Raw genomic sequence first — 15711 nt, 5'->3', positions numbered from 1 at the left:
ATGTTCCTTGAAGTCGGGGCTCAGAGGCGTTCGATGATCGTGGCGATGCCCATGCCGCCGCCGACACACAGGGTAGCGAGGCCGTAGCGCAACTGGCGGGCTTCCAGTTCGTCGAGCAAGGTGCCAAGGATTGCGCAGCCGGTGGCGCCCAATGGGTGCCCCATGGCGATGGAGCCGCCGTTGACGTTGACCTTGTCCGGGTCGATGGCCATGTCTTTGATGAACTTCAGCACCACCGAGGCGAAGGCCTCGTTGACCTCGAACAGATCGATGTCTTCCACCCGCAACCCGGCCTTCGCCAGGGCCTTGCGCGTGGCGGGGGCAGGCCCCGTGAGCATGATGGTCGGGTCAGTGCTGGTCACCGCCGCGGCAACGATCCGCGCCCGGGGTTGCAAGCCCAGCGCCCGGCCCTTGGCCTCTGAGCCAATCAGCATCAGCGCTGCACCATCGACGATGCCGGAGCTGTTGCCGGGGGTGTGGACGTGGTTGATGCGCTCCACATGGCTGTAGACCCGCAGCGCAGTGGCGTCGAAGCCCAACTGGCCGATCATTTCGAAGCTCGGCTTGAGCTTGCCCAACCCTTCGAGAGTCGTGTCGGCCCGAATGAATTCATCATGATCGAGCAGGACGATGCCGTTCTGATCCTGCACCGGCACCAGGGATTTGCTGAACGAGCCATCGCCCCGAGCCCGCGCTGCCTTTTGCTGGGAGTGCAGCGCGTAGGCGTCGACCTGTTCACGGCTGAAGCCTTCCAGTGTGGCAATCAGATCGGCGCCCACACCTTGCGGGGTAAAATGGGTATGCAGGTTGGTTTGCGGGTCCAGGGCCCACGCCCCGCCGTCGCTGCCCATGGGCACCCGGGACATGGATTCGACGCCGCCGACCACCACCAGGTCTTCAAAACCGGAACGCACTTTCATCGCCCCAAGATTCACCGCCTCGAGCCCCGAGGCGCAAAACCGGTTGATCTGCACACCCGCCACGCTGATATCCCAGTCCGCCACCAGCGCCGCCGTCTTGGCGATGTCGCAGCCTTGATCACCGATGGGCGTCACGCACCCCAGCACCACGTCGTCGACCTGGCTGGTGTCCAGGGACATGCGCCGCTGCAGCGCGGTCATCAGGCCAGCAACCAGGTTAATCGGTTTGACGCTGTGCAAGGCGCCATCGGCCTTGCCTTTGCCCCGGGGCGTGCGTAACGCGTCGAAAATCAAAGCTTGGGTCATGACGTCCTCGATTTCTTGTTCTTTTATAGAAGCTTCACCTTATGCCCTGCGCCCTCAGATTCAATGACCACAACGCTCAGCACCATTGACGCACACGCTCAGACGAACGGTAGCGTGCTACGGGATTAACCGTTTCAGGTCGGCGAGAGGTCTAGCAAAAGGGCGGCAAAGGAGCTGGCAATAGGCCTCATGCTATTTTGATAGCTAATTGAGAGCCATTCATACGAAATGGATCTAAGCCACGAGTGACGCGGGCCCTAAGGTAATCATGTACGAAGTTGTCGTCGGGTTTTGCCGAGGCGCTCGTCGGACAGGAAGTGCAACGCGCTGCCGTCATGGAGATATGCAGGCAGGCATCAGGAAATAACAATAAAGGCGGTCAAGCCATGTTCAAACAATCGAAAGTACGTCAAGCCGGGCTCATTCTTTTCGCCACCACGCTGTTGTTGATTTTGCCGAACCTGACCAAGGTCATCGGCTGATTTAAGCGCCTTTTGTTATCGCCGCCGTAGAAATGTGACTGCCCGCTACCCGGGCCAGCGTGGGTGTGCCAACCTTTACGGCACTCTCCACGACATGGACGGCGATCATTTGAAAACGCTCATTCTGCTCGGGGCCTTGCTATTCGGCACGCCCCTTTCTGCCGCACAGCTGGATCTGCAGCTGGGCGAGAATTCGCGCACCTGGCAAACCGCCGAGCTGCTCAAGCATCCGCAGGTGCAGACCATCACCATCAGCAACGATGTGTCTTACAAGCGCGAGATGACCTACCGTGCCGTGCCCATCGCTGCGTTGCTGACCGGGATCAAGCCAGAAGACCATCTGCAGGCAGTGGCGCTGGACGGATTTGCCGCAGAGCTCTCAGCCGCGCCCCTGCTCAATGCCCAGGGCGCCAGAGCCTGGCTGGCGATCGAGGATCCGGCCCGGCCATGGCCCGCCCTGTCTGCGGGCAAGCACAGCGCGGGGCCGTTTTATCTGGTCTGGACCGATCCCCAGGCAGGCAACATCAGCCCGGAGCAATGGCCATTCGAAGTCGCGAGCATCCGGCAACTGGCGCCGGTGGCCCAGCGCTTCCCTGCCCTGCTGCCGGACCCGGCGTTGAAGGCCGACGATCCGGTGAACCTGGGATTTGCGCTGTTCCAGAAGAATTGCCTGGCGTGCCATCGGTTGAACGGCGCAGGGGATGCGCAGTTCGGACCGGATCTAAACATTCCGTTTAATCCCACCGAATACTTCGGCGCTGATTTCCTCAAGCGCTACATTCGGGATCCGCAGAGCCTGCGGCAGTGGCCGCAGGCGAAGATGCCCGGGTTCAGTGCGCAGGTGCTTCCGGATCAGGATCTGGAGAGGCTGGTGGGGTATTTGAAGCATATGGCCGGGCGCAAGGTTCAGCCCTAGTTTTGTAGTACCTGGGCTGACCTGATCGCGATGCGGTCTCCGGGTTACTGCTCCTGGACCGAAAACACCGGCAATGGCGTCGGCGAGACGAACACCTTTGCGTGCATCTGTTCACAGCCGCCACCGCGGCGCATGCCGCGTACCGGGCAGGCGTCCAGGTAGTCCAGGCCCACGGCCAGTTTCAGGTGACGCTCGGGGCGGGCCAGTTCGTTGGTTACGTCAAAGCTGTACCAGGCGTCATCCAGCCAGGCTTCGGCCCAGGCGTGGCTGGCCAGATGCTCGCTGTTCTCGCTGTACAAATAACCCGATACGTAACGCGCCGGAATCCCCAGGCTGCGGGCGCAGGCCAGGAAGGCGTGGGTGTGGTCCTGGCAAACCCCGGAGCGCCCGGCGAAGGACTGGGCCGCGCTGGTGTCGACCTCGGTCGAGCCCGGGGTGTAGGTCATGTGCGAGTTCAGGCCATGCATCAGGTCGATCAACGCCGTGCGATCGCGGCGCTTCTTGCATTGCTTCTCCGCGAACGCGCGCAAGGCTTCATCCGGTTCGGTCAGGCGGGTGAACCGCAGGAACGGCAGCGCCGACTGGCTTTCATGCTCGGCTTCGCGCAGCTCGTCGATGTCGACCTGGCCACGGGCGCCGATGATGATGGCCTCGTGCGGTTCGTCCATGGTCAGCACATGCAGGATATTGCCAAACGGGTCAAGCTGCGCGCGCACCGGGCGCGGCAGGTCGAGCTGCCAGCTGAGCACATGCTGGCGCTCGCTGTCGTGGGGTGTCAGTCGCAGGTACTGGATGCTCGCCCGCACCTGATCTTCGTAGTGATAGGTGGTCTCGTGGCTAATGGAAAGTCTCATGCAGCCTCCAGGTAGGAACTGTGAATGGCGTTGCCCAGCTGACGCACCAGCGGGATGAACTCGGTCAGCCAGGCGTGCAGGCCGTCGTCGAGAATTTCGTTGATGCCGGTGTAGCGCAGGCGCGCGTCCATTTCTGCGGCCAGGCGTTGGGCCGGTCGGCCGTTGGCGCCTGGAAGCTGGGCGAGAATCTGGTCGATTTCTTCGGTACAGGCGCGCAGTGAGCGCGGTACGTCGGCGCGCAACAGCAGCAATTCGGCAACATGGCGGGCGCCGGGCGCGTCGCGGTAAATCTCGGTGTAGGCCTCGAATGAAGACAGCGCGCGCAACAGCGCACTCCACTGGTAATAGGCATGTGCGGTGCCGTCGCTGACCGCTTCCGCCTGGTCACCGGCCATTTCGTAGCGCGCATCGAGCAGGCGCAGGGTGTTGTCGGCGCGCTCGATGAAAGTGCCCAGGCGAATGAAACGAAACGCATCGTTGCGCATGATGGTGCCGTAGGACGCGCCGCGAAACAGGTGGGAACGTTCCTTGATCCATTCGCAGAAGCGGCTCATGCCATAGCGGCTCAAGCCCTGGTCGGCGATACCGCGGATTTCCAGCCAGGTGGCATTGATGTTTTCCCACATGTCGGCGGTAATCCGCCCACGCACGGCATGGGCACTGGCCCGTGCAGAACCGAGACAACTGTAGATACTGGCCGGATTGGCCGCATCCAGGGCGAAGAAGTGCAGCAGTCGCTCGGCGTGCAGTTCGCCGTGGCGCTCAAGATAATCCTCCAGGGTGCCGGTGATCAGCAGCGGCATGGCCAGTTCGTGCAAGCCGTCGCCGCGGCCATCCTGTGGCATCAGCGACAGCGAATAACTGATGTCGAGCATCCGTGCGAGGTTTTCCGCCCGCTCCAGGTAACGCGACATCCAATACAGATCCGAGGCAGTTCTACTTAACATGGCAAGTTTCCTTCAATCCTCGACTACCCAGGTGTCCTTGGTTCCACCGCCCTGGGAGGAATTCACCACCAGGGAGCCTTCGCGCAGCGCAACACGGGTCAGGCCACCGGGCACCACCCGGGTTTCACGGCCGGACAATACAAACGGACGCAGGTCGATATGCCGTGGCGCAATGCCGTTTTCGACGAAGGTCGGACAGGTCGACAGCGACAGGGTCGGCTGCGCGATATAGGCATGCGGCTTGGCCTTGATGCGCGCGCGGAATAACTCGATTTCCGCCGCCGTCGCGGCCGGCCCGACCAGCATTCCATAGCCCCCCGAACCCTGGGTTTCCTTGACCACCAAGTCTGGAAGATTGGCCAGCACGTGGGAAAGTTCAGAAGGATTACGACACTGGAAGGTCGGAACGTTCTTCAGGATCGGTTCTTCATCCAGGTAAAAGCGGATCATGTCGGTGACAAACGGATACACCGATTTGTCATCCGCCACCCCGGTGCCGATGGCATTCGCCAGTACCACGTTGCCCGAACGGTAGGACGACAGCAGCCCTGGCACGCCGAGCATGGAGTCCGGATTGAACGCCAGCGGATCGAGGAATGCGTCGTCGAGTCGGCGATAGATCACATCGACCGCCTTCGGCCCGTCAGTCGTGCGCATGAAGACCTTGTCGTCACGCACGAACAGGTCCGCGCCCTCGACCAGTTCAACGCCCATCTCCCGCGCCAGGAACGCATGTTCAAAGAACGCGCTGTTGAAGCGGCCCGGGGTCAGCACCACCACGCTGGGGTTGTCGATGGGACTGGAGCTTTTCAGGGTGTCGAGCAACAGGTTCGGGTAGTGGTCGATGGGGGCGATGCGCTGGGCCGAAAACAATTCGGGGAACAGGCGCATCATCATCTTGCGGTCTTCGAGCATGTAGCTGACGCCGCTGGGCGTACGCAGGTTGTCTTCGAGCACGTAGTAGGTGCCGTCACCGTCGCGCACCAGATCGACACCGGAGATGTGTGAGTAGATATCCCGGTGCAGGTCGAGCCCTTGCATCGCCAACTGGTACTGCTCGTTGGCCAGCACCTGCTCCGCCGGAATGATCCCGGCCTTGATGATGCGCTGCTCGTGGTAGAGGTCGGCGAGAAACATGTTCAACGCCTTGACCCGCTGGATACAACCGCGTTCGACTACCCGCCACTCGCTCGCCGGAATGCTGCGCGGGATGGTGTCGAACGGAATCAGGCGCTCTGTGCCCTGCTCGTCGCCGTAAAGCGTGAACGTAATACCGGCTCGATGAAACAGCAGATCGGCCTCGCGGCGCCGTTGGGCCAGCAACTCTTCAGGCGTCTCGGCCAGCCAACGGGCAAATTCCCGGTAATGCGGGCGGACCTGGCCGCCGGCATCGTACATCTCATCAAAATAGGTGCGGATCATGCCGTACTCCTTGTCACCCGGACATCTAGCCATCGCAAGGCCCGTGCCATCGGCATAAACGCTTTTATATCAATCAGTTGGATAAAAGCCGTGAAAACACCGCACCAATTGCGTGCGGCAAATGCCCCAACCTGATCGCCCCCGCTCCATTGCGAAGCAATGCTGTCGCTATCACCAGCATAGTCAGAGTTGATTTCAATGCCCGCCTGGCGATAGGGATAATTGGCTTATTCGCTGAAAAGCTCATCGAACTTCCCTTTTGGCCGCCTGTTTTGGGCGGTTTTTTTTTGCCTTTTTGAATCAAAAGCAGTATCAAAAGATCGCAGCCTTCGGCGGCTCCTACGGAGGGCGCATTCCAATAGGGGAGGTGCCGAAGTTCGGGCCGCGATTGGACGATCTTTTGATCATGCTTTTGAACGAAAAACGGCCAACCCGAAGGTCAGCCGTTGCTGGGTGTTGTTGCTGTTCATAATGTTATGCGAGTCGCCCTCGTACCTCCTGCTTCACACCCCATCCTTCGATGATGCCGCCCAGAGGCTCTACCACTGCCTCGAATCCCTGTTCGAAATCGCCGATGTCATCGTAGGTGGCGTACATGACCTTGCTCAGTTCCAGCGCCCATGCGCCGTCGTCGCGCACACTGATCTGCGCGTTCAAGGACTCACCACGGTAATGACCTGCTGCCCTGCGGGCCCGCTCCTCGTCGGGAAAAATCGCGTAGAACTCGATGGGATGAAATTTTGAAAAATCGAAACCGCCTTCTTTCATGCGGCGCAACACGCTGCTGCTGATGTCTTCTTGATAGGCTGTGCTCATGAAACGTCCTCCTCAATCCGATGGATAGACTTTCCGTGCTCCCCGACGCCCCCAGCCGAATAGTGAGGACGAGCCGGTAACCAGGTCACCGATGGGAATCAAGCATGTAGCTGACAAGACCAGACCTTAGCGATCCAATCGCTGATCTCTTCTGCAGAGTAGCCCTTTGACCGAGCAGCTGCCAAGGCCTGGTTTAAATGTGACAGGAGTTGTATCAGACGGGAGTGATGCCGAGGATTTGTATGCTGTTCTGGGATTTAAGACTTTTGACGCTCGCGTCGGCGGTACGCCCTTCCAGATCATTCAGATCCAGTTCCGCAGCGACAGGAAGCAGACGAGCCTTGATGAGTTTGGCGGCGTGCTCGTTGTCCGGGCACTCCTCGCACTCGAAGATTTCGTCGACTGTTTCACCGTGATCATCCACGAAAGTGATTTTCCACTTTTGCATCAGTGCCTCCTCGATAAAACCCGCAAGTGGGCTTACATCTATCTGGACTTTTGCACGGGGTGATCGTTCCCGCGGATTATTCACCGGTTGACACAAAAAACTGTAGGAGCGAGCTTGCTTGCGATGGCTTTGAAGGCGCCACGTTTAATCTGGCAACCCGCGTCATCGTTGACGTCCATCGCGAGCGAGCTCGCTCCTACAGTCAATGCGTGTGGCTTCAGTCGTTGCTTGGCTTGTTGATGGCCTGCAGTACGTACTGCGGCAATGCGAATGCGCCGATGTGGATTTCCGGGTTGTAGTAGCGGGTGATGATGCCGCTGCCGGCAAAGCGCTGCTGCAAGGTTTCACGGGACAGTTTGCGATAGCGGGTGTCGGTCGCGCCCCAGGCAAAGGTCATCGAGCCGCCGATGTAGGTCGGTACGGCTGCCTGGTAGAAATGCCAGTCCGGGAACAGGCTGCGCAGGCGTCCGGCAGTGGTTTTGACTTCTTCGATCTGCATGAACGGTGTGCCGTTCTGCGTCACCAGGATGCCGCCTTCGTTCAGGCAGCGACGGCAAGCCTGGTAGAAGTTTTCCGAGAACAGCACTTCGCCCGGGCCGATCGGGTCGGTGGAGTCAGAGATGATCACGTCGAACTTTTCGGTGGTGGTCGCGACGAAACGCATACCGTCATCGATCACCAGGTTCAGGCGTGGATCGTCGAACGCGCCTTTGGAGTGGTTCGGCAGGAATTCCTTGCACATATCCACCACCGTACCGTCGATCTCGACCATGGTGATGTGCTCAACGCCACGGTGCTTGGCCACTTCACGCAGCATGCCGCCGTCACCGCCGCCGATGATCAGCACGCGCTTGGCGGTCCCGTGCGCCAGGATCGGCACGTGGGTGAGCATTTCGTGGTAGATGAATTCGTCGGCTTCGGTGGTCTGGATCACGCCGTCCAGCGCCATGACCCGGCCCATGCGCGGGTTTTCGAAAATCACCAGGTGCTGGTGTTCGGTGCGCACTTCGTGCAGCAGTTTTTCCATGCGAAAACGCTGGCCGTAGCCTTCGTAGAGGGTTTCCAGGTATTCGCTGGTTGGGGTGGTGCTCATGGGAAGTGCTCCGATGAATGCGGTGGCAACGGACGGTTACCCGCCCATGATGGCCAATCGATTTGCTCGATTGCCCGGGAAAGGCGCGCATTCTACGACGCGGAAGATGACAGGTCGAACCTCAGTTGCAGGGCAAGTTTGATTCCATGTGGGAGCTGGCTTGCCTGCGATGCAGACGGTGCGGTCTGTCAAACACACCGCGTTGATCCAATCGCCGGCAAGCCTGCTCCCACAGGATGGGTGCTTTGCTGAAAAAGGTGTCAGATCCGCACATTGCCCCGCGGACCGGCGATGGCCCAGATGATCAGGCCCAGGACCGGCAACAGCAGGATCAGCAGCACCCAGACGATCTTCATGCCGGTGGATGCGCCACTTTTCAGCACGTTGATGATGGCCCAGATGTCCAGGGCAAGAATAATCAGGCCAATCAGGCCGTTGAACGTGGAACCCATGGTGACGCTCCCTAAGAGTGGTTTGCCCTCTTAGGATAGCCGGCCAATGCCAGGGTTCCGTTTTATTGTATTAAACGTGGATGGCGACTTTCAGGGCTTCCAGGGATGGAGCGGCGGCGATGCCGACCTCGGCGCACAATTCCAGTACCCGCGGCACGTCGTCGCCGTACACCAGCACCACCTGCAATTCATCATCGAGCAACTGGCTGAAGTTCATCAGCGTGTAGCCGCCGTTTTCCTTGTTCATGCTGCCCATCTGCACCTGGATGCGATTGAGCGCCGTCAAGGCTTCGGTCTTGGCCAGTTGTTTGGGCTTGATGTTGAAGTCCACGCCCGGCCCGAACGAGGCGACGATCAGGGCGAACAGGTCCATGTAGGTATCGGCCTGGAACAGCACGGTTTCCGGCAGGCTGCCGACCACCACCCATTCCCCCAGCGGGATCGGGAAAGTGTCGTCGTAGTTGATGTCCGGATTCGCCGTCAGGAACGCCTGCGGGTCGGCGTAGGCCTGGGCCGCTTCGTCCGCCACCTTGAGGATTTCGTCAGCGCTCATGCACCCGGAGCTGATTTTGCTGATGAGTTCGACGAGTGCAGCTTTCATGGGACGCGATCCTGTAGCGAGGGAAATTTTAAGGCGCGCAGGATAGCGCATTACGCAGGCAATGGCTGTGTCCAGCCTGACCGGGAACCTTGATCCACATCAAGACCCTTCCGCCCGATCCCGGCACAATAATGGCACCTTGCCATAATTGTTTCCGCTATCAGAGAAGACCTCCATGGGTGCCTGGCTTAGCAACATCTCGTTGAAATACAAATTCTGGGCGGTCAACGCCGTCGCCTTCGTCACGACCTTGTTGCTGGTGCTGTACGCCGTGCAACTCGAACAGCAGGCACGCGGTCACGCTGCCCAGGCATCGGCGCAGGCCCAGGCGCGCCTCCTGAAAGCCTGGCCGGACGGGCAACCGCTGCCCCAGGCCGACAACGTGCTGGCCTTCTCCAACGGGCCAGCGCCGATCATTGACGGACAACCCGTGCCGGCGCTGACCGGCGCCCGTGGCTGGGTCGAGGTCAATTCCCTGCCGCTGTTTGGCGATAATCCGTTGATGGGCGCTGAAGTCTTCAGTCGCCAGGATGGCCAGCAAATCGCGATCATCGCCCATGGCCCGAGCCTGACCCAGGTGTTCGGCGAGCGCTTCGCCCACTACGCGGTGGCGGTGTTTATCTTGATGTTGGCCATGCTCGGCGCATCGCAATTGTTGATCCGCTTCCTGCTCAGCCAGCTCAACACGTTGAAAGACGTGATGCTGCACGTGGAAAAAACCGGCGACCTGTCGGCCCGCGTGCCCCTGGCCTGCACCGACGAGGTCGGGCAAATGGCCAATGCGTTTAACGCGATGCAGGCCGGTTATCAACGCGTGGTGAATACCGTGGCCAGCACTGCGCGGCAGCTGGATGACGGTGCGGCGCGGCTGGCTTCGAGCATGGACGAAGTGCGCCACGGCATGCTTGGCCAGCAAAGCGAAACCGACCAGGCCGCCACGGCGATCAACCAGATGACCGCGACGGTTTATCACATCGCCCAGCACGCCGGCGCCACCCGCGACCTGTCGCAAACCGCCGACACCCTGGCGGGCAGCGGTCAGGCAGTGGTCAGCCGCGTGCAGTTGTCGATTGCCGGGCTATCGTCCGGTGTGCAGCAAACGGCCCAGATGATCCAGCGCCTGGCCGAAGACAGCCAGAAAATCAACAGCGTGGTCGGGGTGATTCACAGCATCGCCGAGCAGACTAACCTGCTGGCGCTGAACGCGGCCATCGAAGCGGCCCGGGCCGGAGAGATGGGCCGGGGTTTCGCGGTCGTCGCCGATGAGGTGCGCAACCTGGCCAAGCGCGTCCAGGCCTCCACCGACGAGATCACCCGTATGGTTTCGGCCCTGCAGGCGGGCACCCGCGATGCGGTGGATTTCATGCAGGAAAGTTCGTTCAAGGCCGACGACTGCGTACAGCAGGCGCAGGAAGCGGGCGCGGCGCTGGCGCAGATCACCAGTGCGGTGGCACAGATGCGCGAAAGCAACACGCAGATTGCCGTGGCCGCCGAGCAGCAGAGCCAGGTAGCCGAAGAGATGAACCGGGCGGTGGTGAGCATTCGCGATGTGACCGAGAACACGGTGCAGCAAACGGTGAGTTCGGCGCTGACCAGTAATGAACTGGCGGCGTTGGCGGGGGAATTGAGCAAGGCGATTGGGCAGTTGAAACTCTGAGTGCCCAACGTCCTGATCAATACACATCTTGAACCTTGCGCTATCACCCCGATAGCCAACCTCCATTCGCCGCTGCGCTGTCCCAGGCCTATTCTTCAATCATGTGTTCAACACGGATCGAGGATCAGCATCATGGGCAAGCGTCATCCCAACCTTCCCGCCTGGCAATGGCGGGAGTACCCCAACAATCATCAGCACCCGACCAATCTGGTGTTGCACTTGCTTGCGGTACCGCTGTTTATCCTGGCGTTCCTGCTGATCGTGACGGGTGTGTTCGGCTTGAGCTTCGTCAACTTTGCCATCGGCATCGTCGGGCTGCTCGCCGCCCTGGGCTTGCAGCGCCATGGGCATACCCTGGAAAAACAGGCATCCGAACCCTTCAGCGGTCGCAAGGACGCCGTGTCGCGCCTGCTGGTCGAGCAGTTCGTGACCTTTCCGCGGTTCCTGCTCAGCGGCGGTTGGTGGCGCGCCTGGCGTGAGCGCCACCGCCGGCATTGATCAGGCGAAAATGGCCACGGTCTGGCGGCTCATGGCGATCAATTGACCGTCGTGGCTCCACAGCTTGGCAGCCGCATGCCCGTAGCCATCCGCCGCGTATTCGATTTCAACCAGGTATTTGCACCAGTCCAGCGTGCTCACCTCCAGCAGCGGCTGAACAAATTCGATGGTCCAGGTCAGCGTGCTGCCCATGGCCGGTTTCTTCAGATGCGGCAACAAGGCAGGAGGCCAGGCATCGACCAGCGCCAGGATGTGCGACTCGGTGACCGGCTCTTCCTTGACGTCCCCGCGCAAGCGCACCCATCCCCCCATTTGACGCGAAGTATTGCCGGTGAACGGCAGCCCGCCGACGCTCCAGCGCATGGCCAGGTGGCGCATGAATTCCGGCGTGATGCCCTTGATATAGGGCAATTCCTGGCATTCTTCCCAATGTTTCATTTCCGGCGCCGGTTGTGCGCTCACCGCCACCTCCGACGGACGCGATCCGCCGAAGCTGCCTTGCACCAGGGTCACCACCTGGCCTTTTTGCATCGCCCGGCCCAACACCTGGCTGACGGCTTTACCTTCACGCAGCACATCCACTTCGAAACTGACCGGTACATCCGGCTCGACCGGCCCGACAAAGGTGATCGCCAGCGAGCGTACGGGACGATCTGCCGGCACCTGGGCACGCATCGCTTCGTACTGCAAAGCGGCCACCAGACCACCAAAACTGGCCCGGCCCTGGGCCCATTCGGCTGGAATACTCAGTTCCAGCGGTTGGCTGCGAACAGCGTCAAGCAGATCGGAGAAGCGCATGAAAACCTCGGAGCAGATGGGGATGCAGGGATGTTAACCAGACGCGGGAGGCGATACAGGGCTTATTCCGGACAAATCCACCGACAGATAGGCCGAGACGCACGCATATCCCGCAGGAGCTGCCGCCCGCAGGCTGCGATCATCTGATCTTGGGCGACAGCGATGACGCCAAAGATCAACGTCAAAGATCAACGTCAAAAGATCGCAGCCTGCGGCAGCTCCTACGGGGGGGGTGGGATGCCGAGTCAGGAGGTCGCAGCTCGCGGTAGCGATGCCGGTTGTCAGGACTTGAAGCAGTCCCCACTGAGCTTGTCCAGCACCCGGTCGGCGCGGCTTTCGGCCTTGGCCATGGTGGTTTGCCAGGTGCTGATGCAGGGTTGCAGATCGGCCTCGTGCTCGGCGCGCGCCAGCCACTGCCAGCAGTCGTGCCAGTCACCCAGGGCCGCTTGCGCAGCTTTCAGGCGCGGCAGTGCGGCCTTGGGCAAGCGGTCCAGTTCAGGATAGGCCTCGATCCCATAGCGCACGCGCTTGATCAGCAGTCGCAGGCGATGGCGGTCGTGGGCGGGATCGTGCAGGGCGGTGTCGAGTTTTTTCCACTGTTTCGCCAGGCGCTTTTCGATGTTTGGGCGCAGGCCCTTGAGCAGTCCCTGGCGCTGGGACGCCCGCAGGAATCGCGGAAACGCGTCGAGGATCTGCAGCAGTTGCGCCAGCTCGGCGCTGGCGGCGACTGCAGGATACGCCTCGGCCATTTGCGCCATGCGCCGTTGCGCCGCTTGCGGTTGATCGTGCAAGAGCAGGTACGCCGCCAACACCTCGCGGTCGCGCAGCGGCGTGGTCAGGTCGCCGACCCGCGACGCCGCCGCTTCCAGCTGAGCGACGCCGGGCAAGCCGCGCAAGGGCCGCAGCAGGCTGCGCAGACGGCGCACCGTAGTGCGCAGATCGTGCAGGGCCTCAGGGTCGGTGCGTGCCTCCAGGCGCGCCTGACTCGCCATCACACCGACTTCAAGGCCCATCACATGAGCCACTAACCGATCAACCAACCCGGACATCGCTTGCTCCTTTTTTCCAATGGCGCCTCAGCCTTGCATCATGCCTCAACGACCGGCGCGTGACTCACGAATGTAGAAGCGCGCTTTTTCGGCTTTCTTGGTGCAGCCTTCGAATGCCTCGAATTGCTGCTGGGTCTTCGCACCGGTCAGCAACGACAGCGCCTTGGAGTAGCTGACGGTGCCGGCAAACCCTTCCGCCTTGGCCAGGTCCAGCTCATGCCACGCCGCATCGATGCCACTGCCGCAGCTGTCGCGGTAGGCGGTCTTGCCGGCACAGCCGGCCAGTGCCAGGGCAATCAAGGGTACACAGATCCAGGCTTTCATCACTTACACCTCAAAAAATAGGAAAACAGTCGTGCAGGTAAGACGGTCTGGCGCTTGAAAAGTGCCTTGAGCGCCTTGCTGAAACTGTCGCGCTGAGCAAGATACCCTTGCGCCGCCATGGAGTGTCGAAAAAACGACGTCTTCGCCTGCCTGAACGACCTTGGCGATTGAAGCGCCCCCCTCGTTGGGTGCATTGTTGAACCTTGTCAGACGAGGGCGATTCATGAAAAAGCGTGTCGCACTGGTACTGGGATCAGGTGGCGCCCGGGGTTATGCCCATATCGGCGTCATCGAGGAGATCGAACGGCGAGGCTACGACATCGCGTGCATCGCCGGTTGCTCCATGGGCGCGGTGGTCGGCGGGATCTACGCCGCCGGCAAACTCGAGGATTACCGCAACTGGATCGAGAGCCTGGACTACCTCGACGTGTTGCGTCTGGTAGACGTGAGTTTCCGCCTGGGGGCGATTCGCGGCGAAAAAGTGTTCGGGCAGATTCGCAAGATCGTCGGCGAGATCAACATCGAGGAGCTGCGGATTCCCTACACGGCGGTGGCCACCGACCTGACCAACCAGCAGGAAATCTGGTTCCAGGAAGGCTGCCTGCACCAGGCCATGCGCGCCTCGGCGGCGATCCCCAGCCTGTTCACCCCGGTGATGCAAGGCAATCGCATGCTGGTCGACGGCGGGATACTCAACCCGCTGCCGATCGTGCCGGTGGTCTCGAGCCATTGCGACCTGATCATCGCGGTCAATCTCAACTCCACCAACCAGCGGCATTATCAGCTGCCGGTGATCCCGCGCCCGCCTGCGTTCAAAAGTCGTTTCGACAGCCTGATCAATTCGCTGGGGTCGAAGTTGCCGTTCCGACGCACGCAGGCCGAGCAATTGCTGGCGCTGGAGAAAGAAGCACTGAGGGCGCAAGGGGCGGATATCAATCCGTGGATCGAATCCGCCGAGCCTGAAGCCCAGCAACCGGCCGCCGCTCCGGAGGCCGGTGGTGCGCCGAAGTCCGCCACCGGGTCGTTCATTATCGATAACGTCGGGCCGGCGTCGCTGCTGGATTTGATCAACCAGAGTTTCGAGGTGATGCAGACTTCGTTGGCGCAGTACAAGATTGCCGGGTATCCGCCGGATATCCTGATCAACGTGCCGAAGCGGGTGTGCCGGTTCTTCGAGTTCTACAAGGCGCCGGAATTGATCGCGCTGGGGCGGGAAATTGCGCGCGATACGCTGGATCGGTATGAGGAGGAACAGGGTCGCAGTCCCTGAAGACTTGTGCAGGATTCCAGGGCCTCATCGCGGGCAAGCCCGGCTCCCACAGGTTATGAGTTGATACACAATTTTTGTGAACAACCTCGAACCTGTGGGAGCCGGGCTTGCCCGCGATGGGGCCAGGACATTCAATACGAATGTTAAAGGCTGTCCCCACCCAGCAACCGATACCCCACCCCCGCCTCAGTCACAATAAAGCGCGGCTGGGTGGGGTCATCGGCCAGTTTCTGGCGCAGATGCCCCACCACAATGCGCAAATAGTGACTGTCCTCGGTGTGCGTCGGCCCCCAGATATCCTTGAGTAATTGCTGCTGGGTAATCACCCGCCCCGGATGCCGGGCCAGTTGCGCCAGCACTGCGTACTCCTTGCGGGTCAATGCGACTTCGGCGCCGTCGAGCAGCACCCGGCGGTAGGCCAGGTCCACGGTCAGCGGGCCAAAGCTCAGTGCCGCCTGCTGCGATTCCCCAGCTGGAGCCTGGCGCAACAGCGCGCGGACCCTGGCCAGGAATTCCTGGATGCCGAACGGCTTGGTCACGTAATCATTCGCACCGCCGTCCAGCGCCTCGACTTTCTGTCCCTCGCCGGCACGCACCGACAGCACCAGCACCGGCACCGTCGACCACTCGCGAAACTCGCGCAGCACCTGCTGGCCGTCCATGTCCGGCAGGCCGAGGTCGAGCACCAGCAAGTCAGGTTTACTCAACGCGGCCTGCGCCAGCCCCTCGGTACCGGTTCCGGCTTCCAGCACTTTATAACCTTGGGAAACCAGGCTGATGCGCAGGAATTTGCGGATCTGTGGTTCGTCGTCGATGACCAGGATGGTCGCGGTCTGGCTCATGAATTCTGATCGCGGC

Annotated in this window: 17 protein-coding genes; 4 read left to right on the top strand and 13 right to left on the bottom strand. The window is 61.0% G+C overall.

Annotated elements, in window-relative coordinates; all coding sequences use genetic code 11:
• Positions 1 to 20 precede the first annotated feature (20 nt).
• Positions 21 to 1226, bottom strand: a complete 1206-nt coding sequence (locus EQV97_RS23355; RefSeq protein ID WP_122838061.1) for an acetyl-CoA C-acetyltransferase — start codon at positions 1224 to 1226, stop codon at positions 21 to 23.
• Between the two features lie 576 nt (positions 1227 to 1802).
• Here EQV97_RS23355 and EQV97_RS23350 point away from each other — a divergent pair.
• Complete coding sequence (locus EQV97_RS23350; RefSeq protein ID WP_240890209.1) at positions 1803 to 2624, top strand: cytochrome c; 822 nt, start codon at positions 1803 to 1805, stop codon at positions 2622 to 2624.
• A gap of 44 nt (positions 2625 to 2668) precedes the next feature.
• Here the strand turns inward: EQV97_RS23350 and EQV97_RS23345 are convergent, their stop codons facing one another.
• The 8 genes from EQV97_RS23345 to EQV97_RS23310 all read right to left on the bottom strand — a co-directional run bounded on the left by EQV97_RS23345 (position 2669) and on the right by EQV97_RS23310 (position 9257).
• Complete coding sequence (locus EQV97_RS23345; RefSeq protein WP_045058967.1) at positions 2669 to 3478, bottom strand: transglutaminase family protein; 810 nt, start codon at positions 3476 to 3478, stop codon at positions 2669 to 2671.
• The gene (locus EQV97_RS23340) at positions 3475 to 4425 is read right to left on the bottom strand and encodes an alpha-E domain-containing protein (protein WP_240890141.1); all 951 of its coding nucleotides are present in this window, start codon (positions 4423 to 4425) and stop codon (positions 3475 to 3477) included. The genes EQV97_RS23345 and EQV97_RS23340 overlap by 4 nt, the downstream gene beginning before the upstream one ends.
• 12 nt (positions 4426 to 4437) lie before the next feature.
• Entirely contained in the window at positions 4438 to 5847 is a 1410-nt protein-coding gene (locus EQV97_RS23335) for a circularly permuted type 2 ATP-grasp protein (RefSeq protein ID WP_122838059.1), read from the bottom strand.
• A gap of 474 nt (positions 5848 to 6321) precedes the next feature.
• A complete protein-coding gene (locus EQV97_RS23330; RefSeq protein WP_045058964.1) occupies positions 6322 to 6663 on the bottom strand; it encodes a ribonuclease E inhibitor RraB in 342 nt (113 codons plus the stop codon).
• A 214-nt stretch (positions 6664 to 6877) separates the two neighbouring features.
• A complete protein-coding gene (locus EQV97_RS23325; RefSeq protein WP_045058993.1) occupies positions 6878 to 7111 on the bottom strand; it encodes a hypothetical protein in 234 nt (77 codons plus the stop codon).
• A gap of 217 nt (positions 7112 to 7328) precedes the next feature.
• Positions 7329 to 8204 carry a polyamine aminopropyltransferase gene (speE, locus tag EQV97_RS23320; protein ID WP_122838058.1) on the bottom strand — a complete coding sequence of 292 codons (876 nt, stop codon included), beginning with the start codon at positions 8202 to 8204 and terminating at the stop codon, positions 7329 to 7331.
• A gap of 260 nt (positions 8205 to 8464) precedes the next feature.
• A complete protein-coding gene (locus EQV97_RS23315; protein WP_028622263.1) occupies positions 8465 to 8656 on the bottom strand; it encodes a PLDc N-terminal domain-containing protein in 192 nt (63 codons plus the stop codon).
• 70 nt (positions 8657 to 8726) lie between these two features.
• Positions 8727 to 9257, bottom strand: a complete 531-nt coding sequence (locus tag EQV97_RS23310; RefSeq protein WP_122838057.1) for a hypothetical protein — start codon at positions 9255 to 9257, stop codon at positions 8727 to 8729.
• Positions 9258 to 9432: 175 nt separating this feature from the next.
• Between EQV97_RS23310 and EQV97_RS23305 the strand changes: the two genes are divergently transcribed.
• Positions 9433 to 10914, top strand: coding sequence for a methyl-accepting chemotaxis protein (locus EQV97_RS23305; protein WP_122838056.1), 1482 nt, complete (start codon positions 9433 to 9435; stop codon positions 10912 to 10914).
• Between the two features lie 132 nt (positions 10915 to 11046).
• Complete coding sequence (locus tag EQV97_RS23300) at positions 11047 to 11412, top strand: Mpo1-like protein (protein ID WP_045058960.1); 366 nt, start codon at positions 11047 to 11049, stop codon at positions 11410 to 11412.
• Here EQV97_RS23300 and EQV97_RS23295 read toward each other — a convergent pair whose 3' ends face one another.
• The 3 genes from EQV97_RS23295 to EQV97_RS23285 all read right to left on the bottom strand — a co-directional run bounded on the left by EQV97_RS23295 (position 11413) and on the right by EQV97_RS23285 (position 13583).
• Positions 11413 to 12210, bottom strand: a complete 798-nt coding sequence (locus EQV97_RS23295; RefSeq protein ID WP_225569132.1) for an acyl-CoA thioesterase domain-containing protein — start codon at positions 12208 to 12210, stop codon at positions 11413 to 11415. It abuts the gene before it with no gap.
• Between the two features lie 281 nt (positions 12211 to 12491).
• Complete coding sequence (locus tag EQV97_RS23290; RefSeq protein WP_240890140.1) at positions 12492 to 13259, bottom strand: CHAD domain-containing protein; 768 nt, start codon at positions 13257 to 13259, stop codon at positions 12492 to 12494.
• 45 nt (positions 13260 to 13304) lie between these two features.
• Positions 13305 to 13583, bottom strand: a complete 279-nt coding sequence (locus tag EQV97_RS23285) for a hypothetical protein (protein ID WP_045058957.1) — start codon at positions 13581 to 13583, stop codon at positions 13305 to 13307.
• A gap of 223 nt (positions 13584 to 13806) precedes the next feature.
• Between EQV97_RS23285 and EQV97_RS23280 the strand changes: the two genes are divergently transcribed.
• Entirely contained in the window at positions 13807 to 14853 is a 1047-nt protein-coding gene (locus EQV97_RS23280; protein WP_240890139.1) for a patatin-like phospholipase family protein, read from the top strand.
• A 143-nt stretch (positions 14854 to 14996) separates the two neighbouring features.
• Here the strand turns inward: EQV97_RS23280 and EQV97_RS23275 are convergent, their stop codons facing one another.
• Positions 14997 to 15695, bottom strand: a complete 699-nt coding sequence (locus tag EQV97_RS23275; protein ID WP_122838620.1) for a response regulator — start codon at positions 15693 to 15695, stop codon at positions 14997 to 14999.
• Between the last annotated feature and the right edge of the window lie 16 nt (positions 15696 to 15711).

Origin of the sequence: Pseudomonas sp. TMW22090 (assembly GCF_022496665.1) — a bacterium.
Classification (GTDB): Bacteria; Pseudomonadota; Gammaproteobacteria; order Pseudomonadales; family Pseudomonadaceae; genus Aquipseudomonas; species Aquipseudomonas gregormendelii.
This window is presented reverse-complemented; position numbering and strand designations above follow the sequence as displayed.

Bases quoted from the DNA above. Each gene is read 5' to 3' on its own strand.
- EQV97_RS23275 (WP_122838620.1), bottom strand. From the start codon at position 15,695: ATGAGCCAGACCGCGACCATCCTGGTCATCGACGACGAACCACAGATC.
- EQV97_RS23280 (WP_240890139.1), top strand. From the start codon at position 13,807: ATGAAAAAGCGTGTCGCACTGGTACTGGGATCAGGTGGCGCCCGGGGT.
- EQV97_RS23335 (WP_122838059.1), bottom strand. From the start codon at position 5,847: ATGATCCGCACCTATTTTGATGAGATGTACGATGCCGGCGGCCAGGTC.
- EQV97_RS23355 (WP_122838061.1), bottom strand. From the start codon at position 1,226: ATGACCCAAGCTTTGATTTTCGACGCGTTACGCACGCCCCGGGGCAAA.
- EQV97_RS23345 (WP_045058967.1), bottom strand. From the start codon at position 3,478: ATGAGACTTTCCATTAGCCACGAGACCACCTATCACTACGAAGATCAG.
- EQV97_RS23340 (WP_240890141.1), bottom strand. From the start codon at position 4,425: ATGTTAAGTAGAACTGCCTCGGATCTGTATTGGATGTCGCGTTACCTG.
- EQV97_RS23300 (WP_045058960.1), top strand. From the start codon at position 11,047: ATGGGCAAGCGTCATCCCAACCTTCCCGCCTGGCAATGGCGGGAGTAC.
- EQV97_RS23350 (WP_240890209.1), top strand. From the start codon at position 1,803: ATGGACGGCGATCATTTGAAAACGCTCATTCTGCTCGGGGCCTTGCTA.
- EQV97_RS23330 (WP_045058964.1), bottom strand. From the start codon at position 6,663: ATGAGCACAGCCTATCAAGAAGACATCAGCAGCAGCGTGTTGCGCCGC.
- EQV97_RS23295 (WP_225569132.1), bottom strand. From the start codon at position 12,210: ATGCGCTTCTCCGATCTGCTTGACGCTGTTCGCAGCCAACCGCTGGAA.
- speE (WP_122838058.1), bottom strand. From the start codon at position 8,204: ATGAGCACCACCCCAACCAGCGAATACCTGGAAACCCTCTACGAAGGC.
- EQV97_RS23325 (WP_045058993.1), bottom strand. From the start codon at position 7,111: ATGCAAAAGTGGAAAATCACTTTCGTGGATGATCACGGTGAAACAGTC.
- EQV97_RS23305 (WP_122838056.1), top strand. From the start codon at position 9,433: ATGGGTGCCTGGCTTAGCAACATCTCGTTGAAATACAAATTCTGGGCG.
- EQV97_RS23310 (WP_122838057.1), bottom strand. From the start codon at position 9,257: ATGAAAGCTGCACTCGTCGAACTCATCAGCAAAATCAGCTCCGGGTGC.
- EQV97_RS23285 (WP_045058957.1), bottom strand. From the start codon at position 13,583: ATGAAAGCCTGGATCTGTGTACCCTTGATTGCCCTGGCACTGGCCGGC.
- EQV97_RS23290 (WP_240890140.1), bottom strand. From the start codon at position 13,259: ATGTCCGGGTTGGTTGATCGGTTAGTGGCTCATGTGATGGGCCTTGAA.
- EQV97_RS23315 (WP_028622263.1), bottom strand. From the start codon at position 8,656: ATGGGTTCCACGTTCAACGGCCTGATTGGCCTGATTATTCTTGCCCTG.